Here is a 17,575-nt window from a genome sequence, read left to right as displayed (position 1 = left end):
ACGGCGCGCCCCTAGGCGGTGGCCATGGCCCCGGCCGCGCGGCGTTGGCCCGCATTGCGGTCGCGCAGCCCCAGCACCAGCAGGCGGCTGAGCCGGAAGCGGTTGCTGAGCAGATGCAGCGCGATCGGCAGGCTGATGCCCAGCGCCGTGCCGATCAGCACATGCGCCCATGGCGAATCGATGCCGGCCGAGAACAGCACCCGCCGCGCCGTCGAGGTGAACAGGATGTGGTAAAGATAGATGGTCAGCGAATAGGCCCCCAGCCAGGACAGCCAGCGCAGCGACGGCAGCAGCAGAAAGGCCGCGACGCTGGTGCCGCTACCCAGCAGCAGGCTTTGCAGGTCCAGCCGCTCGGTCGAAAAGGCGCCGGTCTGGTTCAGCACTGCCAGATTCATCGCAAGCCCCGCCGCCAGTGCGGCCAGCGCCACCGCAAGCACAAGGCCGCGCCGGCGCTGCACCAGCGGCTGATAGCGGCAGAAGGCCACGCCCAGCAGGAAATAGGCCATCAGATGCGTATAGCGGTTCAGCGCAAGGAAAGTGGCGTCAAAGCGCCAGCCCATCGCCAGCGCCAGCAGGGCCAGCGCCAGCGCGGGCAGCAGGACCCGGCCCCGCGTCAGGATGTCGAGCGTGCCATAGGTGACAAAGATCACCAGCATCACCTGCAGGAACCAGAAGATCGCGTAATGATGCAGATAGGCATCCCAGGGATGGGTGATGATCCGCCCCTCGCGCGAGCCCATGACCACGGCCATCAGCATGAAGACGGTGATGCCGGGCACGGCCAGCCGGCGCAGCTTGCCCAGAAGAAAGCGGCCAAGCTGCGCCGGCTCGACCGGCTTCAGCGCGTAGACGACGCCTGCGACGAAGGCAAAGAGCGGCATGCGGATGTCGACCAGCAGATCGGCATAGTAGCGCAGCGGATGCGGATAGGTGACGCCAAGCCCGCGCCCGCCGCCGCCGCCATCCCCGCCAATGACGTGAAAGCTGACCAGCACCAGAATGGCGATGGCGCGAACGGTTTCGATGGGCAGATCGGCCGGACGGGCCGGGGCCGCCGGGCGGCTTGTCGCGGGAAAAGCTGTCGATGTCACAGACGCACTCGATACAGGAACAGGGGAAACTGCCCGCAAATGCAGCTGGCAGGCATATTCTACATATCAGAAATCGCCGCATTTCAAAAGAGTTACCGCCAGACCCTGTGCTGCATCGCAGCTAGAAGCCCGCCGAAACCCTGACCTTTGGTCATATTGTTGCGCATTTACCGTCGCAAACGGTTGCAATGTTGCGCGAGCACCGCTAGCTATACCGCAATGGCCGGGCCGATTCTGCGGCGCGGCAATGCAGGAGAAGCAGATGGCCCTCGACGCACCGACGACGATCGCACCTTACGATGCGCCGCAAAAGGATCTTTACGAGGTCGGCGAAATGCCGCCTCTGGGCTATGTGCCCCGCTCGATGTATGCTTGGGCCATTCGCCGCGAGCGCCATGGCGAGCCCGACAAGGCCATGCAGGTCGAAGTCGTCGAAACCCCCAGCATCGACAGCAACGAGGTGCTGGTTCTGGTGATGGCGGCGGGCGTCAACTACAACGGCATCTGGGCCGGTCTGGGCGTTCCGATCAGCCCGTTTGACGGCCATGGCGCGCCCTATCACATTGCGGGCTCGGATGCCTCGGGCATCGTCTGGGCGGTCGGTGACAAGGTCAAGAACTGGAAGGTCGGCGACGAGGTCGTGGTCCATTGCAATCAGGACGACGGCAATGACGAGGAATGCAACGGCGGCGATCCGATGTTCTCGCCCAGCCAGCGCATCTGGGGCTATGAGACGCCGGACGGATCGTTCGCGCAATTCACCCGCGTGCAGGCGCAGCAACTGATGAAGCGGCCCAAGCATCTGACCTGGGAGGAATCGGCCTGCTACACGCTGACGCTGGCCACCGCCTACCGGATGCTGTTCGGCCATGAGCCGCATGAGCTGAAACCGGGCATGAACGTGTTGGTCTGGGGCGCCTCGGGCGGGCTTGGCTCGTTCGCGATCCAGCTGATCAACGCTGCCGGCGCCAATGCCATCGGCGTCATCTCGGAAGAGGACAAGCGCGAATTCGTCATGTCGCTGGGCGCCAAGGGCGTCATCAACCGCAAGGACTTCAAGTGCTGGGGGCAACTGCCCACGGTGAACACGCCCGAATACAAGGACTGGTTCACCGAGGCGCGCAAGTTCGGCAAGGCGATCTGGGACATCACCGGCAAGGGCAACAACGTCGACATCGTCTTTGAGCATCCCGGCGAGGCGACCTTCCCGGTCTCGACGCTGGTCTGCAAAAAGGGCGGCATGGTGGTGATCTGCGCCGGCACCTCGGGTTTCAACTGCACCTTTGACGTGCGCTACATGTGGATGCACCAGAAGCGCCTGCAAGGCAGCCATTTCGCGCATCTGAAACAGGCGTCGGCAGCCAACAAACTGATGCTGGAGCGCCGGATCGACCCCTGCATGTCCGAAGTCTTCCCCTGGGCCGAGATCCCGGCCGCGCATCTGAAGATGCTGCGCAACCAGCACAAGCCCGGCAACATGGCGGTGCTGGTGCAGTCGCCGGTCACCGGGCTGCGCACCTTCGAGGACGCTCTGGAGGCAGGGCGGCGCTGAACCATGACGGGCCGGCCGGAGCAACCGGGCCGGCCCTTGACCTGCGCCGGGGGGCGGCCTGCCCGCCAATTCGGCAAGAATTTTGGCAAACTGCCCAAAATTCGCCAAACACCCATTCAAATTGCCGAAACATTGGGCTATGCGCAAATCCGACTTTTTAAGGAGGATCCCGCAACATGCCGCAGATCGACGACAAGCTGGCGCCCATCTATGAGCAGGTCGTAAGCCGCAACGCCGGCGAGCCCGAGTTTCACCAGGCGGTGCGCGAGGTGCTGGAAAGCCTTGGCCGGGTGGTGGCCAAGCGCCCCGACTACCTTGAGGACGCCCTGATCGAGCGCATCTGCGAGCCCGAGCGGCAGATCATCTTTCGCGTGCCATGGACCGATGACGCCGGGCGGGTGCAGATCAACCGCGGTTTCCGCGTGCAGTTCAACTCGGCCATGGGCCCCTACAAGGGCGGGCTGCGGTTCCATCCTTCGGTGAACGTCGGCATCATCAAGTTTCTGGGCTTCGAGCAGACCTTCAAGAACGCGCTGACCGGCCTGCCCATCGGCGGCGGCAAGGGCGGCTCGGACTTTGATCCCAAGGGGCGCTCGGATGGCGAGATCATGCGGTTCTGCCAAAGCTTCATGACCGAGCTTTACCGCCATCTGGGCGAATATACCGACGTGCCGGCGGGCGACATCGGCGTCGGCGCGCGCGAGATCGGCTATATGTTCGGGCAATACAAGCGCCTGACCAACCGCTATGAAGCGGGCGTGCTGACCGGCAAGGGGCTGTTCTATGGCGGCTCGCTGGCGCGCAAGGAGGCCACCGGATACGGCAACACCTATTTCACCCGCGCCATGCTGCAGACCGGCGGCGAGGATTTCGACGGCAAGCGGGTCGTCGTCTCGGGTTCGGGCAATGTCGCGATCTACACGATCGAGAAGGTGCAGTCCTATGGCGGCAAGGTCATCGCCTGTTCCGACAGCGGCGGCTATATCGTCGATGAAAACGGGCTGGATCTGGATCTGGTCAAGGAAATCAAGGAAGTCCGGCGCGGCCGCATTTCCGAATATGCCCGGTTGAAGGGCGAAGGCAGCGGCGTCTATTTCGTCAAGTCCGGCGATGGCGCGATCTGGGACGTGGCCTGCGATGTCGCCATGCCGTCGGCCACGCAGAACGAGCTGACCGGCAAGGATGCCACCAAACTGGTCAAGAACGGCGTGCAGGCGGTGGGCGAAGGCGCAAACATGCCCTCGACCCCCGAGGCGATCCGCACCTTCCAGCAGGCCGGCGTCAAGTTCGGCCCCGGCAAGGCCGCGAATGCGGGTGGCGTCGCCACCTCGGCGCTGGAGATGCAGCAGAACGCCTCGCGCGATCGCTGGAGCTTTGAGCAGACCGAGGCGCGGCTGGCGACGATCATGCGCGACATCCACGACAGCTGCTACGAGACCGCCGAGGAATTCGGCGCGCCGGGCGATTACGTCATCGGCGCCAATATCGCCGGCTTCATCCGCGTGGCCGAGCCGATGCGGGCCTTTGGCGTGATCTGAAGCAAAACGCGGCGGGCCGGATCTGCGGCCCGCTGCCCATTGCGACCCGACGACCTTGCCAGCCCGCGCCTTGCCGGTTAATCCGCAGGGATGCTTTCGACCACGGGTTGTCCATGCTGATCTTTCTCAAGCCACGGATCGTCCTGCTGTCGGTGCCCAAGACCGGCACCACCGCGCTGGAGCAGGCGCTGTCCGAGCGGGCCGAGATCGCCTTTCGCGGCCGGCCCGAAATCAAGCACCTGAACCTGCGGCAATATCAGAACCGCATCCAGCCGCTGTTGCAGCCGCTGGGCGGCGCGCCCTTCGAGACCGTGGCCGTGATCCGCGAGCCGCTGGATTGGCTGCGCAGCTGGTATCGCTTTCGCGCCCGCGACGAGCTGATCGGCCAGCCCAACAGCACAGCCGCGATCAGCTTTGAACGCTTCGTCACCGATTATCTGACGCCGGGCCGGCGGCCGGCCCACGCCCGGCTGGGCCGGCAATCGGAATTCATGCAGAACAATGCCGGCGAATTCGCCGTCGATCACCTTTTCCGCTATGAGGCGCTGCCGGCGCTGGTCGATTTCCTGTCCGCACGTCTGGGGCAGCCGATCACCCTGCCCCGCGCCAATGTCTCGCCCGCGGCAGCGACCGATCTGGCGCCTCAGGCCGAGGCGCGGCTGCGCGCCGCGCTGTCGGACGAACATGCGCTGTGGCAGGGCGCGCGTCAGGAGCCGTAAAGCGCGCGGGCCCGGTCCTGAAAGGCGCGCACGATGCGCGTCATCGCCTCGCCAAAGACGACGCCGATCACCTTGCCAAGGATGGCGTTGCGGAATTCGAAATCGACGAAGAACTCGACCTTGCAGGCAGGCTTGCCGTCCTGCGCCGGCAGATCGGCAAAGGTCCAGCCGCTTTTGAGGTATTTGAACGGCCCGTCCAGATATTCGGTGTCGATGCGCTTGCGCTGCGGCCACAGCGTTACGCGCGAGCCGAAGCGTTCGCGAAACACCTTGAAGCTGATGACCAGATCGGCTTCGATCACCTCGCTGCCTTCGGGACCGGGCCGGCGCGCGCGGATGCGGGCGGCGCTGTTCCATGGCAGGAACTCGGGGTATCTTTCGACATCGGCGACCAGGGCATACATCTGGTCGGCGGTATAGGGCAGGATGCGGCTGTCGCTATGCTGAGGCAAAGAGCTGTTCCGGGGCGGATTCCGTTTCGGCGTTCCCTAGCAAAGGATGGGGCGGATGAACAACCTAATCTGGCTGATCCGAGCGTCACGCTGGGCCAGAAATCCACCCAAAGCCAGCCGGGTCGTGCTGGTGCTGGGGATCGTCGCCGTGGCGCTGGCCATCGCGGGCCTGCAGCATTTCGGCTGGTGGCCCGACTGGGCGGTGATGGAGCGCCCGCGCGGCATGCGCCTGCTGCGCCCCTGAGCCGAAACGGGGGCGCCTGACGCGCCCCCACCGGGTCAGAAGCCCGCGGCCTTGAACGTGTCGCAATTGGCCAGCTGGCCGCTGTCAAAGCCACGCTTGAACCAGGTCATGCGGTCGCGCGACGAGCCATGGGTAAAGGCATCGGGCATCGGCGCCCGGCCGGCCTTGGTCATCAGCGTGTCGTCGCCCACGGCGGCGGCGGCATTGATCGCCTCTTCGATGTCGCCGGGCTGGATGGTGCCGAATTGCTCATTGGCCTGCCGCGCCCAGATGCCGGCAAAGCAATCGGCCTGCAATTCGGTCGCGACCGAGATGTGGTTGGCCGTCACCTCATCGGTCTGCTGGCGCGCCTTCATGGTCTGGCCAAGGATGCCCAGAAGGTTCTGGACATGGTGGCCCACCTCATGCGCGATGACATAGGCATAGGCGAAATCGCCGCCCGCCCCCATCTTTTGCGACATGATCTTGAAGAAATCGGTATCCAGATAGACCTTGCGGTCATTGGGGCAATAGAACGGCCCCATCGCCGATTGCGCGCTGCCGCAGGCCGAGTTGACCACGCCCGAGAACATCACCAGCTGCGGGTCGGTGTATTTCACCCCGGCCTGTTCGGGCAGCACCCTGCTCCAGACCTCCTCGGTATCGGCCAGCACGACCGAGACGAATTGCCCCGATTCCTTTTCCTCCTGCGTCAGCTCGCGGCTTTGCCCGCTTTGGCTGCCGCCATCGATTCCCTGCACGATCGGCGTGATGTCGATGCCAAAGAAATATCCCACGGCCAGAATCGCCAGCATGCCGACGATGCCGACCCCGCCGGCACCGGCCCGGCCCATCCCCCGCCGGTCCTCGACGTTGCGGCTGCCCCGCCTGCCTCGCCATTCCATGGTTTTCCCCCGCGTTGAAGCACCTCAGGGCCGCAGAGTGGCCCGAAATCCCCCCTGCTGCAACTGCCACGCAGGCTTGACAGTCGCGGCCATGCTGGCCAGCAAGGCCGCGCAAGGATGCAGGCAGGCGCAAGCAGGAGAAGCTGATGTTCGACTGGGTTGTCTCGACGATCGATAGCTGGGGCTATCTGGGGGTTTTCCTGCTGATGGTGGCCGAGCACCTGTTCCCGCCGATTCCCTCGGAGGTGATCATGCCGCTGGCCGGATTTCTGGCCGCGCAGGGCAAGCTGTCGCTGGGGCTGACCATCCTGATCGGCACGCTGGGTTCGACCGTCGGCACCATGACATGGTATTTCATCGGCATGTGGATCGGCGAGGCGCGCATCAAGCGCTTTGCGGGCCGCTATGGCCGGCTGATGGCGCTGTCGCCCGCCGATATCGACAATGCGCGCGGCTGGTTCGAGCGTCATGGCGCGGCGGCGGTGTTCTTTGGCCGCATGATCCCGGCGATCCGGACGCTGATCTCGGTCCCGGCGGGGCTGGCGCGGATGCCCTTTGGCAAGTTTCTGGTCTTTACCGCGGCAGGCAGCGCGGTCTGGACCGCCGCCCTGACTTTTGCCGGCCTGCTGCTGCATGAAAACTATACCCGCGTCGAAGGCTATGTCGATCCGCTGTCCAAGCTGGTCGTCATCGCCGTGGTTGCGGCCTATCTTTATCGTGTCGTGACCTGGAAGCGGCACTGAGATCACACCATTGGGATTTGCCGGCTTGCGGCAGAGGCCCTAACCCGAACGGATGAAGCAGATGACCCAAAGAGAACTGGCCATGCTGGCAGGCGCGGGTTCGGCCGCGCTGCTGGCCGCCGCGCTGACCTTTCAGGCGCTGGGATATGCGCCCTGCGAGCTGTGCCTGTTGCAGCGCTGGCCGCATGTGGTCGCGGCGCTGTCGGGGCTTGCCATCGCGGTGGTCGGCTGGCGGCGCTCGCTGGTCGCGCTGGGTCTGCTGGCAGCGCTGGCGGCCTTTGGCCTTGCCTCCTATCACGCCGGGGTCGAGCTGAAACTTTGGGCCGGGCCGCAGCATTGCTCGGGCGGGGTCAGCGGGTTGGCCAACATGTCCACGCAGGATCTGGTGACCGCGCTGCAGGCCGCGCCGGTGGTGCGCTGCGACCAGATCGCATGGAGCCTGTTCGGCATCTCGATGGCGGGCTGGAACGCGATCTGCTCGGCCATGCTGGCGGGCATCTGGGCGGCCTGCCTGCGTCGGCGCAACCGGGTCGGCGGGCTGGCCTGAAACCGGCCTTTCGCCGGCTTTTCCTTGGCGGCGGGACGGGCAAAGATTGCACCTTGGGCTGGTATGGGATAGACCGTTTCTCAACAAGATGTTGAGGCGAACCCTGTGGCTGATACCCCCGAAAATGGCGATGACGATACCCCGGAAAACGGCGCGCCCGAACGCGCCGTGATGGCCCATGACGGCCCGGTGATCGACATCTCGGACGAGATGCGCTCGTCCTATCTGGATTATGCCATGTCGGTCATCGTCAGCCGGGCGATCCCCGACCTGCGCGACGGCCTGAAGCCCGTGCACCGGCGCATCCTGTTCGCCATGCACGAGACCGGCAACACCCATGACAAGCCCTATCGCAAATCGGCGCGCCCGGTCGGCGACGTGATGGGGAAATACCACCCGCATGGCGATTCCGCGATCTATGACGCCTTGGTGCGGATGGCGCAGGACTTTTCGATGTCGCTGCCGCTTCTGGATGGTCAGGGCAACTTCGGGTCCATGGACGGCGACAGCGCCGCCGCCATGCGTTACACCGAAGTGCGGATGGACAAGCCCTCGGCCTATCTGTTGATGGACATCGACAAGGACACGGTCGAGTTTCAGGACAACTACGACGGCAAGGACCGCGAGCCGACCGTCCTGCCGGCGCGTTTCCCCAACATGCTGGTCAATGGCGCGGGTGGCATCGCCGTCGGCATGGCCACCAACATCCCGCCGCACAATCTGGGCGAGGTGGTTGATGCCACGCTGGCGCTGATCGAGAACCCGGACCTGCCGACCGAGCGTCTGCTGGAAATCGTACCCGGCCCGGACTTTCCGACCGGCGGCGTGATCCTTGGCCGCTCGGGCGCGCGCAAGGCCTATCTTGAGGGGCGTGGCAGCGTCATCATCCGGGCCAAGACCCGCATTGAGGAAGGCCGCAATGGGCGGCAGCTGATCATCCTCGACGAGATCCCCTATCAGGTGAACAAGGCCACGCTGATCGAGAAGATCGCCGAACTGGCCAAGGAAAAGCGCATCGAGGGCATCGCCCATGTGCAGGACGAATCCGACCGGATCGGTGTGCGCGTGGTGGTCGAGCTGAAGCGCGACGCCACCGCCGAGGTGGTGCTGAACCAGCTGTTCCGCTTTACCGCCATGCAGACCAGTTTCGGCTGCAACATGCTGGCGCTGAACGGCGGCCGGCCCGAGCAGCTGACTCTGCGCGATTTTCTGACGCATTTCATCACCTTCCGCGAGGAGGTCGTCGCCCGCCGCACCGCCTATGAGCTGCGCAAGGCCCGCGAGCGCGCACATGTGCTGTGCGGTCTGGCCGTGGCGGTGTCGAACGTCGATGAGGTGGTGGCGACCATCCGCAGCAGTGCCGATGCCGCCGAGGCGCGCCAGCGCCTGATGGAACGCCGCTGGCCGGCGCATGAGATCGTCGAATATCTGAAGCTGATCGACGATCCGCTGCATCCGGTGAACGAGGATGGCACCTATAACCTGTCGGAAACGCAGGCCCGCGCCATTCTGGAACTGCGCCTGCAGCGCCTGACGCAGCTGGGCGTGCAGGAGGTCACCGACGAGCTGAAAACTCTGGCGGATTCGATCCGCGAATTCCTGGCCATCCTCGCCTCGCGCGAGCGGATCATGGGCATCATCTCGGCGGAACTGACCGAAGTGAGGAACCTGTTCGCCGTGCCGCGCCGCACCGAGATCTCGGACTGGGCCGGCGACATGGACGACGAGGACCTGATCGAGCGCGAGGACATGGTCGTGACCATCACCTCGGGCGGCTATATCAAGCGCACGGCGCTGGCCGAATTCCGCAGCCAGCGGCGCGGCGGCAAAGGCCTGGCCAGCATGGCGACCAAGGAAGACGACGTCGTCACCACGCTGTTCGTCGCCAATACCCATACCGAACTGCTGTTCTTTACCACCGACGGCATGGTCTATCGGCTCAAGACCTGGCGGCTGCCTTTGGGCGGGCGCACCTCGAAGGGCAAGGCCATCGTCAATATCCTGCCGATCCAGGCCGGGGTTTCCATCGCGGCGCTGCTGCCGATGGACGCGCCCGAGGCGGATTGGGACGATTATCAGGTGGTCTTTGCCACCTCGGATGGCGATGTGCGCCGCAACGCGCTGTCGGATTTCACCAATATCATGCGCAACGGCAAGATCGCCATGAAGCTGCCCGAAGGGGTCGAGCTGATCGGCGTACGGCTGGCGACCGAGAATGACGATGTGATGCTGGTCACCGCCTCGGGCCGCGCGATCCGCTTCCAGACCACGGATGTGCGGGTGTTCCGCAGCCGCGATTCCACCGGCGTGCGCGGCATCCGGCTGGTCAATGACGGCGACCGTGTGGTCAGCATGTCCGTCATCCGCCACTTTGAGACCGATCAGGCCGAGCGTGCCGCCTATCTGAAGATGCGCCGCGCGGTCGAGGGCGCGCTGGACGATGGCGCCGAGGCCGATGAGGACGAAGAGGCCGTGACCGAGGGCGCGATCAGCCAGGAACGCTATGCCGAGATGTCGGCGGCCGAGGATCTGATCCTGACCATCACCGCCAAGGGTGCGGGCAAGATCAGCTCAAGCTTCGACTATCCGCTGCGCGGGCGCGGCGGTCAGGGCGTCACCGCCATGGACAAGGCGATGCGCGGCGGCGCGCTGGTCGCCAGCTTCCCGGTGGAACGCGACGACCAGATCATGCTGGCCACCTCGACCGGGCAATCGATCCGCGTGCCTGTCGAAGGCATCAGCTTCCGGTCGCGGACTGCCGGCGGCGTGCGCGTTTTCAATACGGGCGCCGATGAAACCGTGGTTTCTGTTGCCCGCATCGCCGAGAGCGGTGAGGATGAAGCCGAGGAATGATCCCGGCCCCGCCGGGGTGGGAACCGCCCTGCCCCGGCCCGCAAAGGACATGAGGATGGCCATTGAAGGCGCGTGACTCGCAGCTGAGCGAGCGGTTGCAGACCGGCTTTCTGGGGGTCATTGCCTTTGGCCTGATTCTGGCATTGCTGGTGCAGGCGCGCTTCATCCTGATCTGCCTTGCCTTTGCCATCATCATCTTTTCCCTGACATCGGATGCGATCTCTGCCTTTGCCCGGCTGAAAGTGCCCAATTGGCTGGCAACGACGCTGGCGCTGATCGCGATCACCGTCGGCGTGCTTTGGGCCGCAACCGCCGTGGTCAGCCAGATCAACGAGGTGGTCTCGACCTCGATCGCCTATTCGGACCGCGCGCAGGCGGTGCTGTCCAGCCTTAGCCAGCGCTGGGGGCCGAAGGCGCAGGAAAGCATCACCACCTTCCTTGGCAATATCGACGTGGCGGGCTGGATCCGTTCGGCGGCCGCGCAGGCCTCGAACCTGATCTCAGGCTCGGTGCTGATCCTGACCTTCGTGGGCTTCATGTTCAGCGAGCGGATCTGGTTCCCGATCAAGATCGAGCGGCTGACGGGCGATGCCACCCGCGCCGGCGAGGTCATGGGCATCATCCATACCATCATGCGCCGGGTGAACCGCTATCTGGTGGTCAAGGCCGCGATCAGCGCGGTGACGGCGGCGCTGATCTGGGCGCTGTTCCGCGCCGCCGGGCTGGAACTGGCGGGGGCCATCGCCACGCTGACCTTCATCCTGAATTTTATCCCGACCATCGGCTCGATCATCGCCATGGTGATCACGGCGGCGGTTATTCTGGCGCAGACCGGCGATCCCACCACCACGGTTGTCGTGGGCGGGCTGGCGACCATGGTGCATTTCGTCATCGGCAATATCTTTGACCCGATGCTGCTGGGTCAGACGTTGCGGCTGTCCTCGTTCGGGATCGTGCTGGCGCTGGCCTTCTGGGGCGCGGTCTGGGGCATTGCCGGCACTTTTCTGGCGGTGCCGATCATGGTGGCGGTGATGATCGTCTGCGCGCAGATCCCGTGGTTGCGGCCGGTGGCGGTGCTGTTGTCGCAAGAGGGCGTGCCCGAGCAGGAGCCGCCGCGCCGGCTGCGGGCCTGACCGGCCCGCCGAGGCGCGCCTTGCCCGGCCTAGGCCCGCCCGTCCTGCCCCGCCGCCGGGCCGAAATCGCGCGAGACATGCGACGGCGGGTCGGTCTGGCTGGGCACAGTAGCCGGCAGATCTGCGTCCCCGCCATCCTCGCCGGCTGCGGGTGCCGGTGCCTCGGCGGTCTTGTAAAGATAGACGTCCTGCGACGCCCGCGTGCTGCCCGGCAGGGAAATCCCGGCCTCGGCGAAACGCTTGAGGATCTGGTGGTTGATCTCGGACACCACGGCGGTGCCGCCATTGATGTCGGCCACCACCGCGCGCAGCTCGAAGGTCAGCCCGGTCGAGGTGATCGTGCGCAGGAAGGCCACCGGCGCGGGGTTGACCATGATGGTCGGCTGATCCTCGGCGATCTCGATCATAAGTCGCGCCACCTCGCGGCTGTCGGCGGTGACACTGACGGTCAGCGGGATGATGATGCGCCCCTGCAGGCTGCCCCGCGTCCAGTTGGTCACCGGCTGCGTGATCAGGTTCGAGTTCGGGATGATGATGTCGTTGCGGTCGAAGGTGCGGATCTGGGTCGCACGCACCGCCATCTTCTTGACGATGCCCTGCTGGCCGCTGACCTCGATCCAGTCGCCGACGGCGATCGGACGCTCGACCAGCAGGATGATGCCCGAAACAAAGTTCGACACCACCTGCTGCATGCCGAAACCGATACCGACCGACAGGGCACCGGCGACGACCGCCAGCGAGGACAGGTTGATCCCCGCCGAGGTGATCGCCAGCAGCGCCGACAGCGCGATGCCGACATAGCCGATGATCGAGCTGACGGCGTTCTGGCCACCCGGATCCAGCTTGGTCTTGGGCAGGATCGAGCTGCGCATCGCGCCCTGCACAAAGCCGGTCAGCGAATAGCCGATGATGAACACCACAAGGCAGGTCAGGATGGCAAAGGGCGACAGCGTCACCCCGCCAAAGCTGAAGCCCAGCTGCGCGCGGGTCCAGGCCTCGGCCAGATCGCTGGTCCGAGCCCCCCAGATCAGCGCAAACAGTGGCGCCGACAACAGCACCAGTGCAAAGCCGATCAGCACCGGCATCAGCGCGTCGCGCGCCGCCTTCTGGTCGCCGCCCTTGGCAAGCGCGTAAAGATCGCCGATGAAATCCTGCAGCACCAGCAGCAGACCGACCAGCGCCAGCGTCAGGATCGTCGACCACAAAAGCGCATTCGCTCCGGTCACATAGCCCGCCGCCGCCAGCAGCGGCGAGACCACGGCGACGACCCGGCCCAGCGCGGCCAGAAAGGCCACCAGCCGGATGCGATAATCGGGGGCCTCGCTGTCAGTGGGCCGCAGCCGGCGCAGGACATTGCTGAGCTGGAACAGGAAAAACGCCGCCACCAGAATCATCAGGAAATGCCAGACCCCGGCCGAGGCCTCGCTGAGGCGCTGCGGCACGGTCAGCGAATCGTTCTGGCTGTGGAACCCCGACAGCGGCAGCACCGTGCGCGAAAACAGCTGATGCAGCGCCACCGACAGCGCCAGCATGGTGGCGCGGAACGCGGCCTGCCGGCGGTTCTCTTCGGGCAAAGGCAAGGGAGGGGTGACGGCGGTGCCCGGCTCGGGGAAGAGCCGCCGCGCCAGCCAGAAGCCGCCAAAGAATGCCATCCCCGCCTGCGGGATCGAGCGCAACAGCGGCACGCCCCAATCGCCGAAAAGCTCGGTCGCGATCAGGGCGGCGGTCGCCAGCACGATGCCGATGAAGGGAATGGCGATCTGGCCCAGCGACACCGCAAAGATCAGTGCGGCGCGCGAGCGTTCGCTGGCCCGCGCCGACAGCCGCCCGGGCAGCGAATCCACCCAGCGCCGGCCCCGCGACAGCAACAGCAGAGCCGCAGCCAGAAAGCCCAGTGTCACCAGAATCCGGCTGGTCAGGTCGGGGCTGTTGCCGAAATCGGCCCAGCCGGTCTGAACCTCGTCATAGACATGCATGCCGACGCCGCCGGCCTCGGCCAGCGCCGGGCCCCAGTTGGCGGGGTTCAGCGGTGTCGGCGTGCGACGGATCAGCGCGAAGGTCTGGCGCTGGCGCACCGTCTGGTCGATCTGCTGCACGATGCCGTCGGCGCGACCGAACCCCTCGACCGCCTGCAGGCCGGGGGCCTGCAATTGCGACAGCTGGTCGTTCAGATCCTTGCGCCGGGCGGCGATATCGTCCGATTCGGTCTGGCCCTCGGCCGGTGGCGGCCCAAGGGCGTTGATCTGATCCTTAAGGGTGGCGATGCGGGTTGAATTGGTGCCCTCGGCCGCCTTGAACCGGTCGCGCCAGCCCACGACCTGATCGCGGATGGATTGCAGGCGGGCATCATTGGCCTGCCCGCTTTCAAGAATCTGCTCGGCCTGCCCGGCCAGCTTGTTCCAGGCGTCGTAATCCGGCGCCTGCGGCTGGTCCTGCGCCCAGGCGGACACGGCAAGAAACAGCGACAGCGCGGTTACGAAAGCCGCGATCAGCTTGGTCAGCCGGGGCATGGCAGGTCTCAATCCTCGAAGACTTCGGGCAGTTCGGCGGGTTTGCGCACCATCCATTGCGGCACGGGCAAGCTTTTGGCGCGCAGGAAGTCCGGGTTGAAGAGCTTGGTCTGGTAGCGCGTGCCGTAGTCGCAGAGCACGGTGGTGATGACATGGCCCGGGCCCATATCGCGCGCCATGCGGATCGCGCCGGCGATGTTGACCCCGGACGAGCCACCCAAGCAAAGCCCCTCGTACTCCAGCAGGTCAAAGATCACCGGCAGCGCCTCGGCATCAGAGATGCGATAGGCGAAATCGGGGGTGAAGCCTTCGAGGTTCGCGGTGATGCGGCCCTGGCCGATGCCCTCGGTGATCGAGGAACCGGGGCTGTCGAACACGCCCTCGGTGTAGAAGCTGTAAAGCGCCGCGCCCTCGGGGTCGGCAAGGCCGATCTTGACGCCCTTGGGTTGCAGGGCATCGGCGACGCCGGCCAGCGTGCCGCCCGAGCCCACGGCGCAGATGAAGCCATCGACCCGGCCGCCGGTCTGTTCCCAGATCTCGGGGCCGGTGGTTTCGACATGTGCCTGACGGTTGGCGGTATTGTCGAACTGGTTGGCCCAGATCGCGCCGTTCGGTTCGGTCCGCGCCAGTTCCTCGGCCAGACGGCCGGAATAGCGCACATAGTTGTTCGGGTTCTTGTAGGGCTGCGCCGGAACCTCGACCAGTTCGGCACCGGCCAGACGCAGCATGTCCTTTTTCTCCTGGCTCTGCGTCTCGGGGATGACGATGACCGAGCGGAAGCCCATCGAGGCGCCGACCAGCGCCAGACCGATGCCGGTGTTGCCGGCGGTGCCCTCGACGATGGTGCCGCCCGGCTTCAATTCGCCCCGCGCCACCGCGTCGCGGATGATATAAAGCGCGGCGCGGTCCTTGACCGACTGGCCGGGGTTCATGAATTCGGCCTTGCCCAGAATCTCGCAGCCCGTTTCTTCGGACGCCCGGCGCAGGCGGATCAGGGGGGTATTGCCGATGGCAGAGGCGAGGTCGGGGCAGATGCGCATGGCTTGGCCTTTCGCGAATGGATCGCCCCGGTTTACACGGGTGCGTCGGATGGCGGCAACCCCGGCCGGGCCGTCGCCGCCGAAGTAAACCCGGGATTTAGCCCGGAAGTTTCCTGCGCAGATCCTCATGCGCCAGTTCCAGCCACAGCGCCAGCGACAGAAGCGGCCCGTTGCGGATCTGGCCCGACATGGCCATGCGCGTCAGCTCGGCGCGCGGCAGGATATGGCTGCGGATGTCCTCGTCCTCGGCATCAAGCCCGCCGAAACCCGCCGCCGTCTCGGGCAGATCGGCAATGCCAACGTAAAGATACAGGAACTCGGCCAGCATGCCGGGGCTGGGATAGTTGTGCGGCCCGGGCAGCAGCTGGCGCAGCGGCAGCCCGGCCTCCTCCAGCGCCTCGCGCAGGGCGGCGGTCTCGGGCGTCTCGCCCGGATCGACGCGGCCGGCAACGGTTTCATAGAACCACGGTTGCAGATCGCCCCGTGCCGCCGGGGCCGCGCGGAACTGGTCGATCAGCAGCACGGTGTCGCGCACCGGATCCCAGGGCAGCACCACCGTGGCATCGCCCGAGACAAAGACCGCCCGCAGCACCTCGGGCGTCCAGTCGCCACGATGGCGGCGGTGGCGCAGGGTCAGTTCCTCGACCGAAAAGAAATTCGCATAGGGCTCGTGCCGGTCCAGCACCTGCAACCGCTCGTCCCCCTCGGGGCCCAGCTGCGGCAGATGCGCGCTGTCCTGCGCCGCCCGAAGGCGCGAGGCGACCCAAATGGCGATGCCGTTCAGGCGCTGGCGGATGGCCTCGGCCGGGCGGGTTTCGGGCAGGTTCAGCAACCAGTCCGCCATGGCGCCGGCCAGTTCGGGCTGCCACGCCAGATCGGGATCGGAATCGCCGGTCTGCACGCCCAGCACCTGCTGGCCCTCGACCTCTTGCGGGTGCAGGTCGAAGATCGCCGCATAGCGCCGCAATTGCGGCGTCCAATCGGTGCGCCATGCCGGGATCTGACCCAGACCGGGCCGCAGCGCGGCAAAGCCTCCGGCCAGAATCCCGGCCCGGCCACCGCCCGAGAGCCGGCACGCAATCGGCGGCGCCGCCACCGCCTGAGGCGCCAGCCGCAGCCGCAGCGCCGGATGAGCAAGCGCGCCGATCAGCAGCATGGCGCAGGTTTTCGGGGAAAATCGGACATTGGGACACCGCCTTGAAAGTTTCGCCGTTTTTTTCGCGCGAAGCCCCTTGCGCTTCAACCCCGTCCCGTCTAAATCCCCGCCACCACCCAAGAAGCGCGGAGAGGTGCCGGAGTGGTCGAACGGGGCGGTCTCGAAAACCGTTGAGCCTGCAAGGGTTCCGTGGGTTCGAATCCCACCCTCTCCGCCACTTGCCCTTGCGAAAGCGTTCTCCCGATCCGGCTGCGGCCGGATTATTCCGTTGTTTTCGAGGGTTATGCGGGAGGGGCTGAGCACTGGCCCCGGTGCCAGTAGGCCCGAAAGCGTTCTCTCCGGGCCGATATTCTCCGGACCTGTTGACTGCGCGGATTTGGTAAAGTTCTGCAAGCCATTGGCAGGGATTGTTTATTTCAGGGCCAGGCTGAGCACTTCGACGAGAGGGGCGTTAGCGGGATGGAACCGGAGTCGAACCGTAATGGCGTCGCGGCACCCGGCTCAGGCGGTCGGTCCAAGGCGGAAGGCGGGCTTGGCCAGCATTCTGACGGCGAGGCCGATGGCGAAGATGGCGTCGTGGCGAACGACGTCGGCGGCGTGCTGGCCGGTGTCGAGCGAGCGGCGGTCGAGATTGCCGGCATCATCGGCGTGCCGGAAATGGGACAGCGGGGTGCGCAGGCCCATCAGCCTTTGCAGGTCGGTCACGTCCAGATCGGAGATCACGTCCCGCTCGCGGCAGCGGCGCAGGGTTTCACGAAAGGAGATCCGGTTGGGGATGTCGTCAATCAGAAGGCCGACGTGCAACCAGGCCGCCAGTAGATGCTCGACCAGCCCCTGGCACAGCAGGATTGTGGCGGCGAAGTTGCCGTGGACGTAGGACGAGCGTGCCTCGATCCAGGCAAAGTGGGCGGCCTGGCCGCCGAAGATCATCGTACCGTTCGGCCCCAGATCGCGGCTGAAGTTGGTCAGCATGCGGAAACGCGCGACTGTCAATCGGCATCCAAACGGCCCCCCCGATCGGCGCCCAAAAGTGACCCCTTTGGCGCGCGGTTGAGCAGGCCCGTGGCGGCGTAGCTTTCCAGCTGGCGCAGCCGACGCGGGCCTGCGTTTCGG

15 protein-coding genes and 1 tRNA gene are annotated in these 17,575 nt (G+C 65.7%); 9 read left to right on the top strand and 7 right to left on the bottom strand.

The window, feature by feature from the left end:
* Positions 1 to 11 precede the first annotated feature (11 nt).
* Positions 12 to 1,091: an acyltransferase family protein gene (locus GL279_RS12020; RefSeq protein WP_170293962.1), complete on the bottom strand. Its 1,080-nt coding sequence runs from the start codon at positions 1,089 to 1,091 to the stop codon at positions 12 to 14.
* A 262-nt stretch (positions 1,092 to 1,353) separates the two neighbouring features.
* Between GL279_RS12020 and ccrA the strand changes: the two genes are divergently transcribed.
* From ccrA to GL279_RS12005, 3 genes are all read left to right on the top strand, one after another.
* Entirely contained in the window at positions 1,354 to 2,643 is a 1,290-nt protein-coding gene (ccrA, locus tag GL279_RS12015) for a crotonyl-CoA carboxylase/reductase (protein WP_155064884.1), read from the top strand.
* A gap of 176 nt (positions 2,644 to 2,819) precedes the next feature.
* The gene (gene gdhA, locus GL279_RS12010; protein WP_155064883.1) at positions 2,820 to 4,181 is read left to right on the top strand and encodes an NADP-specific glutamate dehydrogenase; all 1,362 of its coding nucleotides are present in this window, start codon (positions 2,820 to 2,822) and stop codon (positions 4,179 to 4,181) included.
* Between the two features lie 113 nt (positions 4,182 to 4,294).
* Positions 4,295 to 4,900: a sulfotransferase family protein gene (locus GL279_RS12005; RefSeq protein ID WP_155064882.1), complete on the top strand. Its 606-nt coding sequence runs from the start codon at positions 4,295 to 4,297 to the stop codon at positions 4,898 to 4,900.
* Here the strand turns inward: GL279_RS12005 and GL279_RS12000 are convergent.
* Entirely contained in the window at positions 4,888 to 5,352 is a 465-nt protein-coding gene (locus GL279_RS12000; RefSeq protein ID WP_155064881.1) for a type II toxin-antitoxin system RatA family toxin, read from the bottom strand. The genes GL279_RS12005 and GL279_RS12000 overlap by 13 nt on opposite strands.
* A gap of 55 nt (positions 5,353 to 5,407) precedes the next feature.
* On the opposite strand from GL279_RS12000, the gene GL279_RS11995 reads away from it, so the two are divergent.
* Positions 5,408 to 5,596 (top strand): hypothetical protein, encoded by a 189-nt coding sequence (locus tag GL279_RS11995; RefSeq protein ID WP_155064880.1) that lies wholly within the window; start codon positions 5,408 to 5,410, stop codon positions 5,594 to 5,596.
* A 35-nt stretch (positions 5,597 to 5,631) separates the two neighbouring features.
* On the opposite strand, the gene ypfJ is transcribed toward GL279_RS11995, so the two are convergent.
* Complete coding sequence (gene ypfJ, locus GL279_RS11990) at positions 5,632 to 6,480, bottom strand: KPN_02809 family neutral zinc metallopeptidase (protein WP_155064879.1); 849 nt, start codon at positions 6,478 to 6,480, stop codon at positions 5,632 to 5,634.
* A gap of 146 nt (positions 6,481 to 6,626) precedes the next feature.
* Here ypfJ and GL279_RS11985 point away from each other — a divergent pair, with 146 nt between their 5' ends.
* The 4 genes from GL279_RS11985 to GL279_RS11970 all read left to right on the top strand — a co-directional run bounded on the left by GL279_RS11985 (position 6,627) and on the right by GL279_RS11970 (position 11,756).
* Positions 6,627 to 7,223: a DedA family protein gene (locus GL279_RS11985; protein WP_155064878.1), complete on the top strand. Its 597-nt coding sequence runs from the start codon at positions 6,627 to 6,629 to the stop codon at positions 7,221 to 7,223.
* A gap of 61 nt (positions 7,224 to 7,284) precedes the next feature.
* Positions 7,285 to 7,770, top strand: a complete 486-nt coding sequence (locus tag GL279_RS11980) for a disulfide bond formation protein B (RefSeq protein ID WP_170293961.1) — start codon at positions 7,285 to 7,287, stop codon at positions 7,768 to 7,770.
* A 105-nt stretch (positions 7,771 to 7,875) separates the two neighbouring features.
* Positions 7,876 to 10,623 carry a DNA gyrase subunit A gene (gene gyrA / locus GL279_RS11975; RefSeq protein WP_425495604.1) on the top strand — a complete coding sequence of 916 codons (2,748 nt, stop codon included), beginning with the start codon at positions 7,876 to 7,878 and terminating at the stop codon, positions 10,621 to 10,623.
* Between the two features lie 62 nt (positions 10,624 to 10,685).
* A complete protein-coding gene (locus GL279_RS11970) occupies positions 10,686 to 11,756 on the top strand; it encodes an AI-2E family transporter (protein ID WP_155064876.1) in 1,071 nt (356 codons plus the stop codon).
* Positions 11,757 to 11,785: 29 nt separating this feature from the next.
* On the opposite strand, the gene GL279_RS11965 is transcribed toward GL279_RS11970, so the two are convergent.
* The 3 genes from GL279_RS11965 to GL279_RS11955 form a co-directional block, all read right to left on the bottom strand.
* Positions 11,786 to 14,266 carry a DUF3772 domain-containing protein gene (locus GL279_RS11965; RefSeq protein ID WP_155064875.1) on the bottom strand — a complete coding sequence of 827 codons (2,481 nt, stop codon included), beginning with the start codon at positions 14,264 to 14,266 and terminating at the stop codon, positions 11,786 to 11,788.
* 8 nt (positions 14,267 to 14,274) lie between these two features.
* Positions 14,275 to 15,306: a cysteine synthase A gene (locus GL279_RS11960; protein ID WP_155064874.1), complete on the bottom strand. Its 1,032-nt coding sequence runs from the start codon at positions 15,304 to 15,306 to the stop codon at positions 14,275 to 14,277.
* 97 nt (positions 15,307 to 15,403) lie between these two features.
* A complete protein-coding gene (locus GL279_RS11955) occupies positions 15,404 to 16,462 on the bottom strand; it encodes an NUDIX domain-containing protein (RefSeq protein ID WP_155064873.1) in 1,059 nt (352 codons plus the stop codon).
* A 127-nt stretch (positions 16,463 to 16,589) separates the two neighbouring features.
* Here GL279_RS11955 and GL279_RS11950 point away from each other — a divergent pair.
* Positions 16,590 to 16,679, top strand: a tRNA-Ser gene (locus GL279_RS11950).
* Between the two features lie 284 nt (positions 16,680 to 16,963).
* Here the strand turns inward: GL279_RS11950 and GL279_RS11945 are convergent.
* On the bottom strand, positions 16,964 to 17,434 hold the full coding sequence (locus GL279_RS11945; RefSeq protein WP_155064872.1) for a hypothetical protein: 471 nt from the start codon (positions 17,432 to 17,434) through the stop codon (positions 16,964 to 16,966).
* Between the last annotated feature and the right edge of the window lie 141 nt (positions 17,435 to 17,575).

Origin of the sequence: Paracoccus limosus, from assembly GCF_009711185.1 — a bacterium.
GTDB classification, from domain to species: Bacteria; Pseudomonadota; Alphaproteobacteria; order Rhodobacterales; family Rhodobacteraceae; genus Paracoccus; species Paracoccus limosus.
This window is presented reverse-complemented; position numbering and strand designations above follow the sequence as displayed.